The following is a 13,963-nucleotide window of genomic DNA, read 5'->3' as shown; positions in this document are numbered from 1 at the left end:
CGCAAGAGCGGGGCGAGGGCGTGAGAGAGCCTGCCTGCCTCACGCCAAACCGCCGATTACGCGACGTTTCTGATCCAGTTATGCGGGTCGTTGGTGCGGCCGTACTGGATGTCGACCAGCTTCTTGCGCAGCCCCATGGCGACCGGACCCGCCACGCCGCCGTTGATCTGGAAATCCCCGCTCGCGGAGCAGACCTTGCCGATCGGCGAGATCACGGCCGCGGTGCCGCAGGCGAAGGCTTCCTTCAGCTTGCCGCTGGCGGCGTCCGCGCGCCACTGCTGGATCGTATAGGGCTGCTCGCGCACGCGCGTGCCGGTATCCCTGGCGAGCGCGATGATCGAATCGCGGGTGATGCCGGGCAGGATCGTGCCGAGCGGCGGCGTCGAGAGCGAGCCGTCGTCGAACACGAAGAAGATGTTCATGCCGCCGAGCTCCTCGATATAGCGACGCTCGACCGCATCGAGGAACACGACCTGATCGCAGCCGTGATCGATCGCCTCGGCCTGCGCGCGCAGGCTCGCGGCGTAGTTGCCGCCGCATTTGACGGCGCCGGTGCCGCCGATCGCAGCGCGGGTGTAGTTCTCGGACACCCAGATCGACACTGGCGCGGGCCCGCCCTTGAAATATGAGCCGACCGGAGAAGCGATGACCGAGAAGATGTACTCGGCCGACGGCTTCACGCCGAGGAAGATCTCGCTCGCGATCATGAAGGGCCGCAGATAAAGGCTGCCCTCGCCGCCCGGGATCCAGGCCCGGTCGATCCTCACGAGCTGCTCGACCGCTTCGATAAACACCGGCTCCGGCAGCGGCGCCATCGCCATGCGCTCGGCCGAGTCGTGGAAGCGCCGCGCATTGGCGTCGGGCCGAAACAGGTTCACGCCGCCGTCGTCGCGCTTGTAGGCCTTGAGACCTTCGAAAATTTCCTGTGCGTAGTGCAGGACCGCGCCGGCCGGATCGAGCGGAAAATTCGCGCGGGCTTCGACACGCGCGCCATGCCAGCCTTTCGCCTGATTGTAGCGGACGATGGCCATATGATCGGTAAAAACCCGGCCGAAGCCCGGATCCACGAGCTTGGCCGCGCGCTCCTTGTCGGGCGTCGGGTTCACCGTCGGCTGGATTTCGAATTTCAAACTCATTTTGTTGCTTTCCGCTCTCGCAACCGGCGCGATGTCTGGCGCCGGCCTGTTTCCCCGGGGCCTGCTGGCTTGGTTGGTCCGGACTCCACCATCGCCAGCCCTGAAGCCGGCTTCCGGCGCCAACATGCCGTTTAGACATGCTTTTGCGGAATGCTGAAGTCCAGTATGTTTGCCGAAATGCCGCTCGACAATCGCACGGTAGTCCAATTTGCGGCCCAAACCGCCATCGCTGGCTCTTTCAGGCCGCCTCAAACGTTGTCAGGGACAAAACGACCTAATGTTTCGTCGCGACAAGCAGTTTTGTAACATTGAACCCAAGATACGTCAACATGGCTGACATAAATTTCCCAGGCATGGCTGCCCAACCCGATTCGCAGGGAAGCGACACCTCGCCTCCTGCAGCGAGCGCGCGCGATCTGCGCTGGGACATTATCGAGCTTCTCTTCTTCGCCTACCGCGATTTCGTCGGCGACGCCGACCAGGAGCTGGAAGCGTTCGGCTTCGGCCGTGCCCATCACCGGGTCATTCACTTCGTCACTCGCTATCCCGGGCTCAAGGTCGCCGACCTGCTCGACGTGCTGCGCATCACCAAGCAGTCGCTCGGGCGCGTGCTCAAGCAGCTGCTCGACGAAGGCTACATCGTGCAGAAGACCGGCAACAATGATCGCCGGCAGCGCCTGCTCTATGCGACGCCCAAGGGCGAGGCGCTGGTCGCCAGGCTCGCCGGGCTACAGACCGACCGCATCAACCGCGCGGTCACCGGTATCGATGCCGCCGGCATCGAGACCGTTCGCCAGTTCCTGCGCGCGATGATCGATCGCGACGACCCCGACAAGGTGCTCGAAGCGATCTTCGGCGGCGGCAGAAAGACAAGGGAGTGACCGTGGCGCAGACTGCAACGATGGTGCGGCCTCCGGCCGAGCCGGCCGACGACGCACCGCATCTCCTCCTGGTCGACGACGACCGACGCATTCGCGACCTTTTGTCGCGTTTTCTTTGCGGCGAAGGCTACCGCGTCACGACCGCGCTGAGCGCCAGCGACGCGCGCGCCAAGCTGCTGGGGCTGCACTTCGACCTCCTCATCCTCGACGTCATGATGCCCGGCGAGAACGGTTTCGATCTCGCCCGCTTCATCCGCTCCTCCTCGTCGGTGCCGATCATCATGCTGACCGCCCGCCACGAGGCCGAAGCCCGCATCGAGGGCCTTCAGATCGGCGCCGACGACTATGTCGCCAAGCCGTTCGAGCCGCGCGAGCTCGTGCTGCGCATCGGCAATATCCTCAAGCGCACCGCACCGCCGCAGGTCGCGGCCGTCGAGCAGATCGCGTTCGGTCCCTACGTCTTTCACATCGACCGCAGCGAGCTGCGTCAGGGCGAGGAGATCATCCACCTCACCGACCGCGAGCGCGAGATGCTGCGCATCCTTGCCTCTACCCCTGGCGAGACGGTGCCGCGCGCAGCGCTGACCAGCGGCGGCACCGTCAACGAGCGCGCGGTCGACGTGCAGATCAACCGCCTCCGCCGCAAGATCGAGCACGATCCCGCCAATCCGCTGTTCCTGCAGGCCGTGCGCGGCATCGGCTATCGTCTGGTGGCCACTCCCTAAAGCCCGTCCATGAGCACGCTCGACTCCGGCCTGACCCTGATCCGCAACGCGTCGCAGCGCGTGTCGAAGGCCAATGGCTGGATGGGCAATGCGTTCAAGAGCTGGATGCCGACCGGCCTCTATGCCCGCGCGTTGCTGATCATGATCGTGCCGATGGTGGTGCTGCAGACCGTGGTCGCGTTCGTGTTCATGGAGCGGCACTGGAACACGGTGACGCGACGCCTGTCAGCCGCGGTGGTATCGGACATCGCCGCGCTCATCGACGTCTACAAGAACTATCCGCAGGACAAGGACCGCGCGCAGCTTCGCCACATCGCCCAGAAGCTGCAGCTCGTGGTCGATTTCCTCCCCGCGGGCGACATGCCGCCGCCGGGACCGAAGCCGTTCTTCTCGCTGCTCGACCAGACGCTGTCGGTCCAGCTCGGGCGGCAGATCAACCGGCCGTTCTGGATCGACACCGTCGGCAATTCCAACCTGGTCGAGATCCGCGTGCAGCTCGACGATGCGGTGATGCGGATCTTCGCCCAGCGCAGCGCAGCCTACGCCTCCAATTCGGAGATCTTCATCTTCTGGATGCTCGGCACCTCGACCATCCTCTTGATCGTCGCCGTGCTGTTCCTGCGCAACCAGATCAAGCCGATCCTCAGACTCGCCGATGCCGCCGAAAGCTTCGGCAAGGGCCGCGAGGCGCCGAATTTCCGGCCGCGCGGCGCGCGCGAGGTGCGGCGCGCGGCGCAGGCGTTTATCGAGATGAAGGCGCGCGTCGAGCGTTCGATCGAGCAACGCACCGCGATGCTGGCCGGCGTCTCACATGACCTGCGCACCATCCTGACACGCTTCAAGCTGGAGCTCGCCTTGCTCGGCGAAGGCCCCGAAATCGAGGCGATGCGCAAGGATGTCGACGAGATGTCGATGATGCTGGAGGACTATCTCGCCTTCGCCCGTGGCGATTCCGGCGAGGTCGCGCAGCCGACCGACATGGCGATGGCGCTGGAGGAGTTGCGCAGCGACGCCGAACGCCATGGCCATACCGCGACGGTAGCGTTCCACGGCCTGCCGGTCGTGACGGTGAAACCGGCATCGTTCAAGCGCTGCCTCGGCAACCTCGTCTCCAATGCGGCGCGCCATGCCAACACGATCTCGATCACCGGCCATCGCGACCACCGCTATCTCACCGTGACCGTCGACGACGACGGGCCCGGCATTCCGGCAAACATGCGCGAAGAGGTGTTCAAGCCGTTCCTGCGGCTCGACGATGCCCGCAACCAGGACGAAGGCGGCAGCGGGCTTGGACTTGCGATCGCGCGCGACATCGCGCGCTCGCATGGCGGCGATATCATGCTCGGCGAAAGTCCGATGGGCGGGTTGCGAGCAGCCGTGCGGGTGCCGGTGTAGCGAGTATCTGAGGCAGATCCGCCATCCTGAGGTGCGAGCGCTTGCGAGCCTCGAAGGATGCACGGCCACCGTCCGGGCCGGCGTGCTTCGAGACGCGCGCTTTGCGCGCTCCTCAGCATGACGGAGATAAAATTCAGGCGCGCGGCAACAGCTGAGTGCGGCACCCTACTTCTGCTTGGGCAGGAGCCCCTTCAGCTTTTCCATGTCCTTGACGTTCATCTTCATGCCGCCGGGCATGATCATGTCGCCGGGCTTCTGGTCGCTCTTGCACGCGCCGAGCCACTTCGCCTCGATCATCGTCGTGCTGTCGCGCGCGCCGGACGGGCCGCCCTCCACGTGCGAGGTGCTTTTAACGGTATAGGCCGAGTTGAAGTCGCCGGCGATCTCGGCATGCGAGGTCACCGTCACACCGGCGACGCCGCAGACGCTGTCGCTGACATAGCCGGTGGCAGTCTTCTGGATGTCCTGCTTGGAGCAGACCTGCTTCGCCATCGGCGCGGCCGTCGTGCTCATCTCCTTGTCGGTGGACTCGTCGGTGCAATGCTGCATGGTCATTTCCGGCATCGACGAGCCGGTCTTGACCATCTTCATCTCCCACAGGCCCGCCTTGCGGGTCGGCAGATCGACCGCGCTGGCAGCGCCGGCCGACAACACCAGGCAAACGGCCGAACCAAGCAAAGCAAGACGTCGCGCCATAGCGATTGACTCCCGGTTACCGATCGCAGGGTTCGACGGCGCTCAGTAGCGCGTACGCAACGGCCGATGTGCGGAGCCGTAGGGCACCCAGCGGCAGGCAAACGAGATGTAGCCACCCGGATAGGACTGCACGGAGAGGAATTTCACCACCTTGCCGTAGGAGGCACAGTGATCGACGGCGAGCAGCCGCGCATCGGTCTGCATCGCCAGCGAGTAGGCGATAATACCGCCGGTATCATTGCCCTTGAACGGCGGTACCGGCTGCAGCCAATCGGCCCGCGCCGGCACGACGGCCAGCATCCCGCAAACGGCAACCAGGCACGCGGCCAATTTCCTTCGCATCGGAGACTCCATTTCCGCCTGTAGCCAACATAGAGCGCGCCGGCGGTCGTGAAAAGAACGCGCGGTTCGCCGAAGTGGACTTCTCCGCAGGTGTTGCCGCGCTGCACTTGACCTTGTCGGGGCTTCACGGCACCGTCCGCCACATCGGATTATCGGGTGGATTCCCATGCGCGACCTGTTCATGTCAGCCAAAAAGCTCGGTGTTGGTGCCGCGCTCGTGTTCGGCCTGCTAGCCTCCGGGGGGACAGCGCAGGCTGCGAACCCGTTCGAGCTGAATTTCTGGCTGTCCGGGCCGCGCTATGACGGCAACGTCGCCCCCTGCGAGAGCGCCCTCCCCGTCATCAGCGAGCAATTCCATGAGAAGGAAGCCACCTTCTGGAATTCACCGCTGGTGATCACCGGCTACGACCGGATCCATGAGACCGCCTTCCGTCCCTGGCAATCCGACAATATCCCGCGCCGTTATTGCTCCGGCAACGTGATGCTGAGCGACGGCAAGATGCGCAAAGTGCACTTTTCGATCATCGAGGACGGCGGCTTCGCCGGCTTCAACCAGGGTGTCGAATGGTGCGTCAGCGGGCTCGACCGCGACTGGGCTTACAACCCCTCCTGCCGGGCCGCGCGACCCTGATTTCCCCACCAGGACCCTGATTTCCCCACCAGATTGACGAGCCAGCGTCCGCGAGCCGTCCGCTCGCGGGCGGATGACGCATTTGTTCTTGAAATGTTCTGGTCGCCTGCTAGGTTCTAAACCGTCGAGTGAGGGAGCGTTTGATGCATCGGTTGGCCATAATTTCCCGATTTCTGGTTTCAATTGCAGCCTTGGTCCTATGCACTACGGTCACGGCGTCGGCTCAGGATCGCCGACAGAACGCACCGGGTGAGTTCGATTTTTACGTGCTGTCGCTGTCGTGGTCGCCATCCTTCTGCGAGGCGGCGAGCGAACGCGGCAACAACGGCCGCGGCACGCAGGCCCAGTGCGGCGGACGGCCGTACTCCTTTGTGGTGCACGGCTTGTGGCCGCAATATGAGCGCGGTTTCCCGGAATACTGCCAACGGCCCTCGCCGCGGCTCGCCCGCGGCATCATGAGCTCGATGCTCGACCTAATGCCGGCGCCCGGCCTGATCTACAACGAATGGGACAAGCACGGCACCTGCTCGGGCCTCGGCGAGCGCGCCTATTTCGCGACCATCCGCAAGGCGCGCGCCGCCGTGAAGATCCCCGAGGAGTTTCTGCAATTGTCGGAGCCGAAGACGATCTCGCCCGACGATCTGGAAGCCGCATTCATCAAGGTCAATCCGGGGCTCAGCAGCTCGGCGATCGCGGTCACCTGCGACAGCAGGCGGCTCAGCGAGGTGCGGATCTGCCTCAGCAAGGATCTCCAGTTCCGTTCCTGCGAAGAGATCGATCGCCGCGCCTGCCGCCGCGACCAGGTGCTGATGCCGCCGATGCGTGGCGGCTAGGACTTAGCATTCCCGCCACTGTGACGAGCGTCGGCGGCGCCCGCATCCGCCGGTGCTCAGCGAGCGACGGCGGACATGTCGCCGTGCTCGCAACGACGTGGTAACGGCTATCGCATGAACTACCGTCACGCCTTTCATGCCGGCAACTTCGCCGACGTCATCAAGCACATCGTGCTGGTGCGCATGCTTACCTATTTGCAGGAGAAGCAGGCGGCGTTCCGCGTCATCGACACCCATGCCGGCGCCGGGCTGTACGATCTGACGTCGAGCGAAGCGCAGCGCGGCGGCGAATGGCTCACCGGCATCGCGCGCCTGATGCAGGCGCGCTTCTCCGACAAGGCGCAGCCGCTGGTCACGCCGTATCTCGACATCGTCAGGGCGTTCAATCCGAAGGCGGAGCTGAAAACCTATCCCGGCTCACCCTTGATCGCACACGCGCTGCTGCGACCGCAGGATCGCCTCACCGCCTGCGAGATCGAGCCAACGGCACGCAAGCAACTGATCGACGCGTTGCGGCGCGACACGCAGGCCCGCGTCGTCGATCTCGATGGCTGGACGGCGCTTCCTGCGTTCGTGCCGCCGAACGAGCGGCGCGGCCTGGTGGTGATCGATCCGCCATTCGAGGCCAAGGACGAGTTCGAGCGGCTGGCAAAAGGGTTCTCGGAAGCGTTCGCAAAGTGGCCGACCGGCACGTATCTTTTGTGGTACCCCGTAAAATCCCGGAGGGCCACAGACGACCTCGCGCACAGCGTGGCCGCGGCGGCCGCAACAAGCAAACCGGCCGGCAAGTGCTTGCGTTTGGAATTCAGCGTAGCACCGCAGGAAACGGGCGGCGGCCTCGTTTCCACCGGGCTTTTGATGGTGAATCCGCCGTGGACGCTGGCGAGCGAGCTGAAGCTCATCCTGCCCGAACTCGAGAAGCCGTTAGGCCAGGGCGGTGCAGCCCGCTTCAGACTTGAAACGCCAAAACCTTAATCCGGCGCCCACCGAAAAGTGCGATTTGAGCGTAGTCAATCTGCGCGGAACCGTATTATGCTCATGCTGTTACGACTGGCTTTACGTTCCGCTTCCGCGAATGGTTGCGGCGGAGTGACAAGGCCGAGATAAATCCAGGCAGACCGGCGGCGTGACGCCGGCCTGTTCAGGTGGCCAAGCTTCCGACAAGCGAATGTCGGTCAACCGCTGCGCGGCGTGCGTAGCGGTGGAGCAATACGGGGGAGGAGTTTCCCGATGGCCATGACTGGGACAGTCAAGTTCTTCAACGGAGAGCGGGGCTACGGCTTCATCAAGCCCGATGATGGCGGCCGCGATGTGTTCGTTCACATCACAGCCGTCGAGCGGGCGGGATTGAAGGACCTGACTGAAGGACAGCGCATTACATTCGAGGTCGAGCCGGACAAGAAGGGCAAAGGCCCCAAGGCGGTCAACCTGGTGGTTTCATCGTGAGTGCGCGCGTGATCCGGACAATCGGAAGCCTGGCTTCCGAAATGGATCATGCGCGAGCGAGAGACCTGAGATCGTGCCGCGATTGCATGCGATCGCGTCGTGATCCCGGACTCACGACGAAAGCGGAATGACGCGTTGCGTGTGAACTGCCTGCCGGGCACACGACTCGTGCTCGCTGCGTGATCACCTGCATGATGCGGCCGCCCGAGTGCGGACTCCGCAGAGTTGGAAACGTGCGGCCGACCGAATGCTTGCGTCGGATTCCCCGCATGCATGCCGTCCTCTTCCACGACGTCCCGCCGGCACAAAAAGAAACCCGGCCGCGCAAGGCGCAGCCGGGAGTTGGTGGTCGACGTCTTCTTGTTCTCAGAAGTGATAGTTGATGCCGGCGCGGACCAGGCTGAAGCTGTAGCCGTTCGCGGCGCCGCCGGTGAGCGCGAAGTTGCTGGTGGCGAGATCGACATAGAGGTATTCGACCTTGGCGCTCCAGTGCGGAGCAAAGCCCATTTCGGCGCCGGCGCCGATAGTCCAGCCCGCATTGGTGTGGGTCTCCGAGACGCCGAACGTCTCGCCGCGCAGCTCGCCGAAGGCGAGACCACCGGTTCCGTAGAACATCACGTTGTTGAAGGTGTAGCCGACGCGGCCACGCACGGTACCGAACCAGGGATTGGAGAACTTCCAGGGTGCGAATGTATCGTCCGCGGCCGAGGCCTGGATGTCGCCCTCGATACCGAACACCCAGGGCGTGCCGTTCTGGAAGTTGTAGCCGGCCTGGACACCGCCGGCGAAGCCGGACGGCTTGGTCGGGTTGTTGTCGATCGAGCCCCAGTTGTAACCGATATTGCCGCCGAGATAGGGACCGGCCCAGCTATACGCGTTGAGCGGCTGATAGACCGTATAGGGCGATCCGTAGTTGAGATCGGCTGCCGCCGCCGAGGTCGTCCAGCCTGCGACGATCAGCGCCAGCACGCGCAAAACCAACCGGGTCATCGGTACTCTCCACCACGCAACTGCCGCGACCTGCCGGCTTGAGCGACCGGCATGGTTACGGAATTCCACTTTTTTCTCTAAGGTTTATCGAGAGCTTTAAGTTAAGGGCCTGTTAAGGCACGGTTACCAGCCGCTTATCAGTCTTAACAAGACGTTACGCACCCGTCCCCACGCGGCGTGCAGGATTGGTAACCCCCTGCAATCGGCCCTCTTTTCCAGCGCTGCCGGCGCTGGCGACCGCCCGTTCCAGCGCTTAGTTTACGCCCATGGTTCACGATTCTCCCGAGCGTCCGACACCGCCCCCCCGACAGGCGCGGCGCGGTTCAAAATCCGGCCTGCCGCAAGACGACCTGGCGCTCCAGACGGGCGATGTCGATCCCGAAACCTCTGTAGCCGACGAGGACGACGAGGCGCGCCTGCCCGACGCGGAGGAGGCCGCCGAGGGGGGCGTGGAGGGCACGCTCGAGACTGGGCACGCTGCAATCGAGAACGCGGTTCGGCTCGCCCCCACCTCGCCCGGCGTCTACCGCATGCTCAACGCCGTCAACGACGTGCTCTATGTCGGCAAGGCGAAGAACGTCAAAAAGCGGCTGTCGTCCTATGCGCGGGCCAACGCGCCGCTGGCCGCGCGGATCCTGCGCATGATCGCGGCAACCACCCATGTCGAGATCATCTCGACCACGACCGAGACCGAGGCGCTGCTGCTCGAGGCCAACCTGATCAAGCAGCTCCGTCCGCGCTTCAACGTGCAGCTGCGCGACGACAAGTCGTTTCCCTATATCCTGATCACCGGCGACCATTGGGCGCCGCAGATCCTCAAGCATCGCGGCGCGCAGACCAGGCCCGGACGCTACTTCGGCCCGTTCGCGTCCGCCGGCGCCGTCAACCGCACCATCACGGCGCTGCAGCGCGCGTTCCTGATCCGCTCCTGCACCGACGGCTTCTTCGAAAGCCGGACGCGGCCGTGCCTGCTCTACCAGATCAAGCGCTGCGCCGGTCCCTGCACGCGCGAGATCGATTTCCCCGGCTACAGCGAGCTGGTGCGCGAGGCGACCGAGTTCCTGTCGGGCCGCAGTCATGCCGTGAAGGAATTGCTCGCCGCCGAGATGGAGAAGGCTTCCGGCGAACTCGAGTTCGAGACCGCGGCCCTTTACCGCGACCGGCTCGCGGCGCTGTCGGCGATTCAGTCGCAGCAGGGCATCAACCCGCGCACCGTCGAAGAGGCCGACGTGTTCGCGATCCATCAGGAAGGCGGCTATTCCTGCGTCGAGGTGTTCTTCTTCCGCACCGGCCAGAACTGGGGCAACCGCGCCTATTTCCCGAAGGCCGAGAAGACCTTCACGCCGGAAGAGGTGCTGTCCTCGTTCCTCGCTCAATTCTACGACGACAAGCCGCCTCCGAAGCTGATCCTGCTCTCGCACGAGATTGAGGAGACCGCGCTGCTCGCCGACGCGTTGTCGGTCAAGGCCGGATACAAGGTCGAGGTCTCCGTGCCGAAACGCGGCGAGAAGAAAGAGCTGGTCGGCCACGCGCTCACCAATGCGCGCGAGGCGCTCGGGCGCAAGCTCGCGGATACCGCAACCCAAAGCCGGTTGTTGGAGGCCATGGTCACCACGCTCGGCCTGCCGCACACGCCGAAGCGGATCGAGGTCTACGACAACAGCCACATCCAGGGCACCAATGCGGTCGGCGCGATGATCGTGGCCGGCCCCGACGGGTTCATGAAGAACCAGTACCGCAAGTTCAACATCAAGTCGGAGGGGCTGACGCCCGGCGACGACTACGGGATGATGCGCGAGGTGCTGGAGCGGCGCTTCAAGCGCCTGTTGAAGCCGCCGGAAGGCGACGCCGCCAAGGACACTGCAAAGGCCAAGGCGGACGACGATTCCTTCCCGCAATGGCCCGACCTCGTGATCATCGACGGCGGCCGCGGCCAGCTCAACGCGGTCAGGGAGATTTTTCAGAACCTCGGGCTGATCCAGGTCTCGCTGATGGCGGTCGCCAAGGGGCCGGAGCGCGACGCCGGCCGCGAGACCCTGTTCATGCCGGACCGCGAGGCCATCAAGCTGGAGCCGCGCGACCCGGTGCTGTATTTCATCCAGCGGCTGCGCGACGAGGCCCACCGCTTCGTGATCGGCTCGCACCGCAAGCTGCGCAAGAAGGACATCCGCGAGGCCGGCCTCCAGGAGATTCCCGGCATCGGCCCGTCGCGCAAACGTGCCTTGCTCCATCATTTCGGAACGCTCAAGGAGATCGAGCGGGCCTCGATTGCCGACCTCGGCAGGGTTCCGGGCGTCAGCGCCGAAAGCGCCCGCAAGATTTTCGAGTTTTTTCACGCCCAGCCGGGTTAAAGGGGACGCGAGTCATCAGGGCGTCGCCTGCGACCGGCCATCTTGGTTCCGCACTGTTGACCTTCTCGCCTCAGCGGTATTGGTAGGACGGATGAACATCGCCACGACCCGGGGACAGCCCAAGACCCTGTCCCTCCCGAATATCCTGACCTATGCCCGCATCGCCGCCATTCCGGTGGTGATCGGCGCCATCTATTGGCAATCGATCCTGGACGGCCCCCTGTGGCTGCGCTGGGTGGCGCTGGCCGTGTTCATCGCCGCGGGGGTGACCGACTATCTGGACGGCTATTATGCCCGGATCTGGGACCAGCAATCCGCCTTCGGCCGGATGCTCGACCCGATCGCCGACAAGCTCCTGGTCGCGTCCTGCCTGTTGATGCTTGCGGCCGACAACAGCATCCATGGCTGGACACTATGGGCGGCCATCGTGATCCTATGCCGCGAGATCCTGGTCTCGGGCCTGCGCGAATATCTGGCGGGCTTGCGGGTCAGCGTTCCCGTCACCAAGCTTGCGAAATGGAAGACAACGATCCAGTTGATCGCGATCGGGTTCCTGCTGGCCGGCGAGGCCGGCGACCAGGCCTTGCCGCCCGCTGCGGGGCCGCTCGTCACGATGATTGGACTGTTCCTGCTCTGGATGTCGGCGATCCTCACGATCTATACCGGCTGGGACTATTTCCGCGCCGGTATCCACCACCTCATCAAGGAGGATGAGGGATGAAGCTGAAGTATTTCGCCTGGGTCCGTGAACGCGTCGGCAAGGCGGACGAAACCGTCGAGCCGCCGGCCGAGGTGCGCACCGTCGCCGACCTGATCGGCTGGCTGTCCGCGCGGGGCGAAAGCTACGCCTATGCCTTCGAGAAACCCAAGGTGATCCGCGCCGCGATCGATCACGCCCATGTCAAGCCGGACGCGGCGATTTCGGGCGCGCGCGAGATCGCGTTTTTCCCGCCGATGACTGGCGGCTGAGATAGCGTTTTCAGCGAAGTAGGTACCGGTTCGAGCGAAGAAAACGCGTCAAACAAAAGAGACCCCATGACCGTCGCTGCGACCATTCGCATCCAGGAACCCGACTTCGACGTTGCGCGGGAAATCGCCGCGCTCAGCGAAGGCCGCACCGATGTCGGCGCGGTCGTCAGCTTCAGCGGCATCTGCCGCGGCAGCGAGCAGGGCGAGCCGATCGCGGCACTGACGCTCGAACACTATCCCGGCATGGCGGAAGCCGAGATCGGCCGCCACGCCGACGAAGCGCTGGCGCGCTGGCCGTTGCAGGGCCTCACCATCATCCATCGCTTCGGGCGCATCGTGCCGGGCGAGAACATCGTGCTGGTGGTGACGGCGTCAGTGCACCGGCAGGCCGCGTTCGAGGCCGCCGAATTCCTGATGGACTATCTCAAGACCAACGCGCCATTCTGGAAGCGCGAGGAGAGCGCGCGCGGCGCGAGCTGGATCGAGGCGCGCGACCACGATGACACGGCCGCTGCGCGCTGGACCAAATCCTGATGGCCAAGCGCAGCAAAGTGCCGGCGAAGCGCAGCCCTGCGGCGCCAAAGGCGCCCAGGGTCGGCGCGGGCGAGCTCCAGACCCTGTTCGATTTCGTGCGCTACGCAGTCAGCCGCTTCAATGCAGCAAAACTCGTGTTCGCGCACGGCACCACCGATCCGGTGGCGGAGGCTGCCTTCCTGGTCTCAGAGACACTGCATCTGCATCCCGACCAGTTCGATAGCTTTGCCGGCGCGCGCGTCACTGCGGCCGAGGGCAAACAGATCCTCGACCTGATCGAGCGCCGCGTCGGCACGCGCAAGCCCGCGGCCTATCTCGTCAACAAGGTCTATATGCGCGGCCTGCCCTTCTATGTCGACGAGCGCACCATCGTGCCGCGCTCCTTCATCGGAGAGCTGCTCGACTCGCATTTCGGCGGCGACGAGGATGGCACTTCGCTGATCGGCGATCCCGCCGGGGTCGAAAGCGTGCTGGACCTGTGCACCGGCTCCGGGTGCCTTGCGATCCTGGCGAGCCGGAATTTCCCGAATGCCATGGTCGACGCTGTCGACGTTTCACGGGACGCGCTCGAGGTCGCCGCGCGCAACGTCGCCGATCATGGCCTCGAGGATCGGCTGACGCTCTACCGCGGCGACCTGTTCAAGCCGCTCGGCGACAGGCGTTACGACCTCATCATCTCCAACCCGCCCTATGTCGATGCCGAGGGCATGGCGTCGCTGCCGCGCGAGTGCCGCTCCGAGCCGCAGCTCGCCTTCGACGGCGGGCCGGACGGTCTCGATATCGTTCGCCGCATCCTCGATGAGGCCAAGCAGCACCTGACCCCGCAGGGCGGCTTGCTCTGCGAGATCGGCCGCGGCCGCGACAATCTCGAAGCCGCCTATCCGAACCTGCCGCTGCTCTGGCTCGACACCGAGGAGTCCGAGGGCGAGGTGTTCTGGATCGCCGCCGCCGATCTCTAATCCCGCGTGGCGGTCGCGCAGGAGACTCGCGGGCGAGACGAAAATCGTGTGCAGTTCCAGCCGGTTCCCAACATC

General features: G+C 64.6%; 16 protein-coding genes. 12 read left to right on the top strand and 4 right to left on the bottom strand.

Features of this window, described 5'->3' with window-relative positions:
- Positions 1 to 56 precede the first annotated feature (56 nt).
- The gene (locus tag MTX19_RS07655) at positions 57 to 1,136 is read right to left on the bottom strand and encodes a branched-chain amino acid aminotransferase (protein WP_280983094.1); all 1,080 of its coding nucleotides are present in this window, start codon (positions 1,134 to 1,136) and stop codon (positions 57 to 59) included.
- 353 nt (positions 1,137 to 1,489) lie between these two features.
- On the opposite strand from MTX19_RS07655, the gene MTX19_RS07650 reads away from it, so the two are divergent.
- From MTX19_RS07650 to MTX19_RS07640, 3 genes are read left to right on the top strand one after another with little or no spacing between them, the layout of a single operon-like run.
- Positions 1,490 to 2,017, top strand: coding sequence for a MarR family transcriptional regulator (locus MTX19_RS07650; protein ID WP_280984723.1), 528 nt, complete (start codon positions 1,490 to 1,492; stop codon positions 2,015 to 2,017).
- A 20-nt stretch (positions 2,018 to 2,037) separates the two neighbouring features.
- Positions 2,038 to 2,742, top strand: a complete 705-nt coding sequence (locus MTX19_RS07645) for a response regulator transcription factor (protein ID WP_280984722.1) — start codon at positions 2,038 to 2,040, stop codon at positions 2,740 to 2,742.
- Positions 2,743 to 2,751: 9 nt separating this feature from the next.
- Positions 2,752 to 4,137, top strand: coding sequence for an ATP-binding protein (locus MTX19_RS07640; RefSeq protein WP_280975877.1), 1,386 nt, complete (start codon positions 2,752 to 2,754; stop codon positions 4,135 to 4,137).
- Between the two features lie 165 nt (positions 4,138 to 4,302).
- On the opposite strand, the gene MTX19_RS07635 is transcribed toward MTX19_RS07640, so the two are convergent.
- Complete coding sequence (locus MTX19_RS07635; protein ID WP_280983093.1) at positions 4,303 to 4,833, bottom strand: DUF3617 family protein; 531 nt, start codon at positions 4,831 to 4,833, stop codon at positions 4,303 to 4,305.
- A 42-nt stretch (positions 4,834 to 4,875) separates the two neighbouring features.
- A complete protein-coding gene (locus MTX19_RS07630) occupies positions 4,876 to 5,175 on the bottom strand; it encodes a hypothetical protein (RefSeq protein WP_280975875.1) in 300 nt (99 codons plus the stop codon).
- Between the two features lie 166 nt (positions 5,176 to 5,341).
- Between MTX19_RS07630 and MTX19_RS07625 the strand changes: the two genes are divergently transcribed.
- From MTX19_RS07625 to MTX19_RS07610, 4 genes are all read left to right on the top strand, one after another.
- Positions 5,342 to 5,806: a hypothetical protein gene (locus MTX19_RS07625; protein WP_280983091.1), complete on the top strand. Its 465-nt coding sequence runs from the start codon at positions 5,342 to 5,344 to the stop codon at positions 5,804 to 5,806.
- A 143-nt stretch (positions 5,807 to 5,949) separates the two neighbouring features.
- Positions 5,950 to 6,639 (top strand): ribonuclease T2, encoded by a 690-nt coding sequence (locus tag MTX19_RS07620; protein ID WP_280983090.1) that lies wholly within the window; start codon positions 5,950 to 5,952, stop codon positions 6,637 to 6,639.
- A gap of 114 nt (positions 6,640 to 6,753) precedes the next feature.
- Positions 6,754 to 7,614: a 23S rRNA (adenine(2030)-N(6))-methyltransferase RlmJ gene (gene rlmJ / locus MTX19_RS07615; RefSeq protein ID WP_280983089.1), complete on the top strand. Its 861-nt coding sequence runs from the start codon at positions 6,754 to 6,756 to the stop codon at positions 7,612 to 7,614.
- A gap of 255 nt (positions 7,615 to 7,869) precedes the next feature.
- Positions 7,870 to 8,085, top strand: coding sequence for a cold-shock protein (locus MTX19_RS07610; RefSeq protein ID WP_066502379.1), 216 nt, complete (start codon positions 7,870 to 7,872; stop codon positions 8,083 to 8,085).
- A gap of 366 nt (positions 8,086 to 8,451) precedes the next feature.
- Here MTX19_RS07610 and MTX19_RS07605 read toward each other — a convergent pair whose 3' ends face one another.
- Positions 8,452 to 9,075 (bottom strand): outer membrane protein, encoded by a 624-nt coding sequence (locus MTX19_RS07605; RefSeq protein ID WP_280975871.1) that lies wholly within the window; start codon positions 9,073 to 9,075, stop codon positions 8,452 to 8,454.
- A 266-nt stretch (positions 9,076 to 9,341) separates the two neighbouring features.
- Here MTX19_RS07605 and uvrC point away from each other — a divergent pair, with 266 nt between their 5' ends.
- The 5 genes from uvrC (at position 9,342) to prmB (ending at position 13,888) form a co-directional block, all read left to right on the top strand.
- On the top strand, positions 9,342 to 11,426 hold the full coding sequence (gene uvrC / locus MTX19_RS07600; protein ID WP_280985911.1) for an excinuclease ABC subunit UvrC: 2,085 nt from the start codon (positions 9,342 to 9,344) through the stop codon (positions 11,424 to 11,426).
- A 91-nt stretch (positions 11,427 to 11,517) separates the two neighbouring features.
- Positions 11,518 to 12,147 carry a CDP-diacylglycerol--glycerol-3-phosphate 3-phosphatidyltransferase gene (gene pgsA, locus MTX19_RS07595; RefSeq protein ID WP_280975869.1) on the top strand — a complete coding sequence of 210 codons (630 nt, stop codon included), beginning with the start codon at positions 11,518 to 11,520 and terminating at the stop codon, positions 12,145 to 12,147.
- Positions 12,144 to 12,395, top strand: coding sequence for a molybdopterin converting factor subunit 1 (gene moaD / locus MTX19_RS07590; RefSeq protein ID WP_280983088.1), 252 nt, complete (start codon positions 12,144 to 12,146; stop codon positions 12,393 to 12,395). The genes pgsA and moaD overlap by 4 nt, the downstream gene beginning before the upstream one ends.
- 66 nt (positions 12,396 to 12,461) lie before the next feature.
- A complete protein-coding gene (locus MTX19_RS07585) occupies positions 12,462 to 12,929 on the top strand; it encodes a molybdenum cofactor biosynthesis protein MoaE (RefSeq protein WP_280983087.1) in 468 nt (155 codons plus the stop codon).
- Positions 12,929 to 13,888, top strand: a complete 960-nt coding sequence (prmB, locus tag MTX19_RS07580) for a 50S ribosomal protein L3 N(5)-glutamine methyltransferase (protein ID WP_280983086.1) — start codon at positions 12,929 to 12,931, stop codon at positions 13,886 to 13,888. The genes MTX19_RS07585 and prmB overlap by 1 nt, the downstream gene beginning before the upstream one ends.
- Positions 13,889 to 13,963 lie beyond the last annotated feature (75 nt).

Source organism: Bradyrhizobium sp. ISRA464 (assembly GCF_029910095.1).
Taxonomy (GTDB): Bacteria; Pseudomonadota; Alphaproteobacteria; order Rhizobiales; family Xanthobacteraceae; genus Bradyrhizobium.
This window is presented reverse-complemented; position numbering and strand designations above follow the sequence as displayed.

Bases quoted from the DNA above. Each gene is read 5' to 3' on its own strand.
- MTX19_RS07655 (WP_280983094.1), bottom strand. From the start codon at position 1,136: ATGAGTTTGAAATTCGAAATCCAGCCGACGGTGAACCCGACGCCCGAC.
- MTX19_RS07650 (WP_280984723.1), top strand. From the start codon at position 1,490: ATGGCTGCCCAACCCGATTCGCAGGGAAGCGACACCTCGCCTCCTGCA.
- MTX19_RS07645 (WP_280984722.1), top strand. From the start codon at position 2,038: ATGGTGCGGCCTCCGGCCGAGCCGGCCGACGACGCACCGCATCTCCTC.
- MTX19_RS07640 (WP_280975877.1), top strand. From the start codon at position 2,752: ATGAGCACGCTCGACTCCGGCCTGACCCTGATCCGCAACGCGTCGCAG.
- MTX19_RS07635 (WP_280983093.1), bottom strand. From the start codon at position 4,833: ATGGCGCGACGTCTTGCTTTGCTTGGTTCGGCCGTTTGCCTGGTGTTG.
- MTX19_RS07630 (WP_280975875.1), bottom strand. From the start codon at position 5,175: ATGCGAAGGAAATTGGCCGCGTGCCTGGTTGCCGTTTGCGGGATGCTG.
- MTX19_RS07625 (WP_280983091.1), top strand. From the start codon at position 5,342: ATGCGCGACCTGTTCATGTCAGCCAAAAAGCTCGGTGTTGGTGCCGCG.
- MTX19_RS07620 (WP_280983090.1), top strand. From the start codon at position 5,950: ATGCATCGGTTGGCCATAATTTCCCGATTTCTGGTTTCAATTGCAGCC.
- rlmJ (WP_280983089.1), top strand. From the start codon at position 6,754: ATGAACTACCGTCACGCCTTTCATGCCGGCAACTTCGCCGACGTCATC.
- MTX19_RS07610 (WP_066502379.1), top strand. From the start codon at position 7,870: ATGGCCATGACTGGGACAGTCAAGTTCTTCAACGGAGAGCGGGGCTAC.
- MTX19_RS07605 (WP_280975871.1), bottom strand. From the start codon at position 9,075: ATGACCCGGTTGGTTTTGCGCGTGCTGGCGCTGATCGTCGCAGGCTGG.
- uvrC (WP_280985911.1), top strand. From the start codon at position 9,342: ATGGTTCACGATTCTCCCGAGCGTCCGACACCGCCCCCCCGACAGGCG.
- pgsA (WP_280975869.1), top strand. From the start codon at position 11,518: ATGAACATCGCCACGACCCGGGGACAGCCCAAGACCCTGTCCCTCCCG.
- moaD (WP_280983088.1), top strand. From the start codon at position 12,144: ATGAAGCTGAAGTATTTCGCCTGGGTCCGTGAACGCGTCGGCAAGGCG.
- MTX19_RS07585 (WP_280983087.1), top strand. From the start codon at position 12,462: ATGACCGTCGCTGCGACCATTCGCATCCAGGAACCCGACTTCGACGTT.
- prmB (WP_280983086.1), top strand. From the start codon at position 12,929: ATGGCCAAGCGCAGCAAAGTGCCGGCGAAGCGCAGCCCTGCGGCGCCA.